The 4,473-nt window shown below is 61.7% G+C and carries 5 protein-coding genes and 2 pseudogenes; 1 reads left to right on the top strand and 6 read right to left on the bottom strand.

Going from position 1 to position 4,473, the window contains the following annotated elements; translation table 11 throughout:
* Positions 1-143 precede the first annotated feature (143 nt).
* Positions 144-473, top strand: a pseudogene (locus RUW20_RS12505) (ATP-dependent RecD-like DNA helicase); the annotation flags it as partial.
* Between the two features lie 625 nt (positions 474-1,098).
* Here the strand turns inward: RUW20_RS12505 and RUW20_RS12510 are convergent.
* From RUW20_RS12510 to RUW20_RS21705, 6 genes and pseudogenes are all read right to left on the bottom strand, one after another.
* Positions 1,099-1,344: a hypothetical protein gene (locus RUW20_RS12510; RefSeq protein WP_313952564.1), complete on the bottom strand. Its 246-nt coding sequence runs from the start codon at positions 1,342-1,344 to the stop codon at positions 1,099-1,101.
* 342 nt (positions 1,345-1,686) lie between these two features.
* A complete protein-coding gene (locus tag RUW20_RS21690; RefSeq protein WP_409559356.1) occupies positions 1,687-2,394 on the bottom strand; it encodes a YXWGXW repeat-containing protein in 708 nt (235 codons plus the stop codon).
* A gap of 163 nt (positions 2,395-2,557) precedes the next feature.
* On the bottom strand, positions 2,558-3,040 hold the full coding sequence (locus RUW20_RS12515) for a hypothetical protein (protein ID WP_313952565.1): 483 nt from the start codon (positions 3,038-3,040) through the stop codon (positions 2,558-2,560).
* Between the two features lie 178 nt (positions 3,041-3,218).
* Entirely contained in the window at positions 3,219-3,878 is a 660-nt protein-coding gene (locus RUW20_RS21695) for a recombinase zinc beta ribbon domain-containing protein (RefSeq protein WP_409559358.1), read from the bottom strand.
* A gap of 81 nt (positions 3,879-3,959) precedes the next feature.
* A pseudogene (locus RUW20_RS21700) lies at positions 3,960-4,334 on the bottom strand (ISAs1 family transposase); the annotation flags it as partial.
* The gene (locus tag RUW20_RS21705) at positions 4,276-4,419 is read right to left on the bottom strand and encodes a transposase family protein (protein WP_409559357.1); all 144 of its coding nucleotides are present in this window, start codon (positions 4,417-4,419) and stop codon (positions 4,276-4,278) included. The pseudogene RUW20_RS21700 and the gene RUW20_RS21705, both read right to left, overlap by 59 nt.
* Positions 4,420-4,473: the final 54 nt, after the last annotated feature.

Here is a 4,473-nt window from a genome sequence, read left to right on the forward strand (position 1 = left end):
TCAACAGGCCGCCGGATGCGCCCCTCCGGCGGGATTGAAGGTGCCTGTTGACAGTCGAGTGGGCCGCCGCGTGCGGTAGGCTGACCACACCCTTCCATGCCTGACGCTCCTGTCGTTTCTCCCGGCGAATACGCTTCCGCTTCGGCAACTGGGTCAGTGATCGCGAGCATGGTCGGCAATTTCGCGCGGCGTTCGTCAGAATCTCCCCGCCGACTACGCCGACGGGCATCGAGGGCTACCTCGGTTCAGGGATGGTCAAGGAGATCGGTCCCATCTATGCCGGAAAACGGGTCAAGTCCTTCGGTGCGGCGGTGTTCGACATCATCGAACAGTCACCGCAACGCCTTCGCGACATCGCCGGCATTGGTGAACTCCGCGGCAGAAAGATCACCACCGGCTGGGCCGACCAGAAGGTCATCTGCAGCATCATGGCCTTCCTGCACGCGCATGGCGTCTCCACCTCCCGAGCAGTGCTGCCTCTTCAAGGCCTACATCGAAACGGCGATCGCTCAGGAAATCGCCGAAGAAGTCTTGCTGCCCGACACCGTTCAAGGACGCCACGGTAGGCTATTTCCCGTTCCAGTCCGATGCGGACATTAAAGCTTTGGCTAGGCTGGCGTTCCAGGTGCCGCTTGGGTTCGAGCTGAACGAGGGACTAAGTGACACCGGGGTAAGTCCTTTGCTTTGACGAATTAGCCAGCAGAATGCCTGGCTGCCAAAATGGCAAAAGATGTCGCCCAGACGGCGCAGACCAAATACGACGAGAAAGTAGTCCAGTACCAGAAGGGCTGGCTGTCTCTTGAGTATGTTCGCGTGCTGAACCCCCACCCGCGCGCCTTGATTTCCCGGGATCTAATCGCAGCGACAACCAGCCAGAAGAATACTCCCCCAAGGACTGCAAAGAGTGCCGCGATCATCGATTACTCCTTCGAGCAAATCCTGGCGCATAGCTACAGGCATGAAGATTTCTCACGGACTTTATCGCGAAGGCCTGCTTCTGGCCGGAAGCTGGCCGGTGTCGACCATCTGGAGGGCAATGCGACCGGTATTGTATCAGCGCAAAATCCCCCTTGTTTCGAAACCGATCGCTGCGAGGTTTCAGCCGGCCGAGGACAGCGCCATCTTGATCCGTTTCAGACCGCTACCCACAGTTTCCGCCAGCTTGACCAAGTTCGGGTCGTCGGAAGGTTGCTCTACCGTCCATTCGCAGAACGACGCCATAAGTGTAGCCCGTTCGATGGAGAGCTTTGAGGCCAGCAAGCCCGACTCAATGATGGGAATCAAAGCTGCAGCGGCTCTGAGGCGATTGATGGCCGGTGTTGGCGGCGGAATCTGCTTCGACATGCCAGTATTCTAGCCAAAGTTGAGCCAGAATACAGAGGACAAATTCACGCTAGCCGCAGCGAACGTAATTCCACGACGGCACAATCAGGAGTAGCCAAAGGCCCATCTACGAGTACGCGTGTTCCGCCCGTGGCAAGGAGTTCGAGAAGCTGGTACGCCAGCCCTCACCGACGCCCGAGCCCAGAGTGACACAGCAGCGAACGGCACAAGAAACTGTCAGCTTTTGCCGCTGTTACCAGTACGGCTTCGCGTGCCGCCGGCCTGCCGAATCCCTGCGGAAGTTGCGGCCACCCCGATGGTCCGGGGCCCTGTCATTTTCAATGACAGGGCGTGATTTTCTGCTCAGCCTTGGCCATCGTCTGCGGACCGGCGACGCCTGGAACGCGAATCATCCCTGGTGTCATCGGGAGAGCGTTCGTCGCGTCCAGCCCTGCGTCGCTCGGGTGACGGCCCGGCAGCCGGAGCGGAACGGCTTTCCGGCCGAGCGGCATTGTCGCGCTCCGGGCGAAACGCCGGATTGCTCGCGGCCGGCCGCCCGTTGTCGCGTGGCGCATAGCCGGGAGCATTATCGCGCTCGACAGAAGGGACGGGCCGCTGTTCGCTCCTCGGCTGCGCGTTGCGGGAGTTCTGAGGCTCCCCCTCCCACTGCCGACGTGGTGGCTTATCCCGTTCCGGCCGGGGCATGGGCTGCGCCTCCATGCGCGGTGCTGGCGCCGGTCGGGGCCGCGCATCGTTTTCCCAGCGGCCGCCGGACTGATGCCAGGAGTCGCCACTGCGTTCCCAGCGATGCGGAACCCAAAGGTAACCACGACGAGGCGCTTCCCAACGGCCGGGCACCCACGCGTAGCGGGCCCCACCCCAGCCCCAGTAACCCGATATCCAGACATGGTCGGTAAACGGCGGATAGCCCGGATACTCGTACTGCGGCGGCGGCGGTGCAACCCGCACCGCTTCCCCGTAGTAAGGGCCCGGCGGCCTGACGACGCAAGCCGTCATCAGCAGCGATGCGATCATCGTCAGCCCGACAATCAAGGATCCGCTTTTGTTCATGGTCTCACTCCGGCGAAGTTGGGGGTCACCGCGCCCTTCCCGGAGCTGATTGCCGGTGCGACTATCCAGCTCGCGATGTTCGGGAGTGGGCGGTGCTGATGTCGAAGCGCGGCTGGCGCAAGCGCCCGGGTTCGGGGCCGAACCTTACCGCCGGTAGCGATCGTTAATCCTGGCGATTGCCGCCATGGCGACCATTCTTGCCGTGACCCTTGTCTTTTTGCGGCTTACCACGATGATCATCCCAGCGCTCGTCACCCTGGTCATAGCGGTCGTCCCGTCGGTAATCCTGGCGATAGTCCTCGCGGCGATAGCGCTGCTCTTGCTGGTAGTAGGGGACGTATTCGCGGTTGTACCAGTTGTTCTGGACAAAGTAGACCTGCTGTCCACAGGCGTTGTACTTGTGGCAATTCTTGCTCCAGTGCTTGGCGTGGCCGGGGGGCACGTTCAGGTAGATCGGCGGGCGCCTGACCGGTACCCGCTCGATGATCATCGGCTGCGAGTAGATCAGTTGCGGCGGTGGATAACCGCCAATATCGATGCGACCATAGAATCCCGGTTGGCCGATGCTTACCGATACGCCAAGGTCGGAGGACAGCGCAGGCGCCATCGAGACGATCATTGCGGCGGCGAAAAGTAGACGTTTCATGCGGGTCCCGTGTATGTCGATATCCTTGAGCAACGCGCGAACCCCTTATCGCGATGACCGGGACAACGCCGCTTTCCGAAGAGTCCACCCGGGCCGCCGACAACAGGAAGGGCGCGGCGCAGGATATTTAGCCCTCTCCAGGCACCGCGAAATAGCGGTCGCCGAACGAGCTATGCGATTAGCTACCAAGCTTCCAGAAGGAAGCCATTTTGTGCCCTTCAAGGTTCGCGCGAACATGGAATTCCTTGATGCCGGCAGTCTTCATGTCGATGCGTAGACCGGTGGGACTGACGGTGACGCGTTCCACCAATAAGTGAATGACCCAGGCCGGCTCGGTGGGGAAGAGTTCGTCCCACACCGGCCCGATGGATTGTAGAAGCAGAATGGTTTCTTGCTCATCGGCGATGGGATCAAGGGCCACCACTTCCCGAATGGCCTGTGACATCCCCTCGGGGGCTTGCAGTACTTTACCGACCTGGGCAATTACGGCGGCCTCCACCTCGCCTGCGGCAACCCGAGATATCGAGCAAGCGCCCTTGCCGATCTTGATCGAGGCGGTAGCTACGTAGTAGCGATAGACCTTGTCGCCCTTGTTGGTGGCACCCGGTGTCATCGCCCAACCATCATCGGCGAAGATCAGGCCCGTCAATAGTGCGGGCGCTCGGGAGGGACGGTTCTGGCGAGCCCGTTGATCTTGATCGCCACGTCCCAACATGGCCTGGCCTGCACCTGCTCCCAGACGGCCTGATCCAGAATGGCGTCGTGCTCCCCGGCGAAGTGCTTGCCCTTGTAGGCGGCGACACCGATGAACACCGGATTCTTGAAGTTCGCACGGCATGCAGAATTCGGCGCCTATCGGCGGGGAGCGAACTGATGACGTAGCGCTTTTCCGTCTCGGCCCGGCCGCCGATCTCGCGCGTCGATTCGCTGCGGCCACCGATCCGAGCTTTGACCAGCGCGCTTTCAGGCCAAGAAGATCGAGCCAGTCGAGTACACCGACGGCGGTACAGGGCCGGGCCTCGATCCGGCCATGGCCCTTGTCCAAGGTCTCGTGCAGCGAGACCTTCCGTCGGCAGTGCCCCGGCGCGTTCAGGGTCGCAAAGAAATCGCGCACCGCTCGTGCCAGATTCGGCTGCTTGTCTTTGGCCGCCAAGACGTAGTCGCCACCGCCTTCGGAAATCTGCGCGGCGATCGCCGTCTGGCAGCCCATGGCATCGATCGTCACGACCGCCCCTTCAAGCGCCAAAGCTGGCAGCAACGCTTCGATTGCCGTGATTTCGTTCGACTTCTCTTCGCAACCACGCTTCCCGCTCGTGCCCCCAGTCCTCGATGTCCTCCCACTCTTCCTCCCCGGACATCAGCGCGCACCAGGCCGGCACCCTGCCCGCTTGCGCCTATGTTCGCTGGCAGACAGACCGCCAAGGCCGTTCTCG

This window comes from Accumulibacter sp., assembly GCF_032229525.1.
In the GTDB taxonomy this organism is placed as follows: domain Bacteria; phylum Pseudomonadota; class Gammaproteobacteria; order Burkholderiales; family Rhodocyclaceae; genus Accumulibacter.

What these genes read in the sequence shown, in the direction of transcription:
- RUW20_RS12510 (WP_313952564.1), bottom strand. Translation starts at nt 1,344, where the DNA reads ATGTCGAAGCAGATTCCGCCGCCAACACCGGCCATCAATCGCCTCAGA.
- RUW20_RS21690 (WP_409559356.1), bottom strand. Translation starts at nt 2,394, where the DNA reads ATGAACAAAAGCGGATCCTTGATTGTCGGGCTGACGATGATCGCATCG.
- RUW20_RS12515 (WP_313952565.1), bottom strand. Translation starts at nt 3,040, where the DNA reads ATGAAACGTCTACTTTTCGCCGCCGCAATGATCGTCTCGATGGCGCCT.
- RUW20_RS21695 (WP_409559358.1), bottom strand. Translation starts at nt 3,878, where the DNA reads ATGCCGTGCGAACTTCAAGAATCCGGTGTTCATCGGTGTCGCCGCCTA.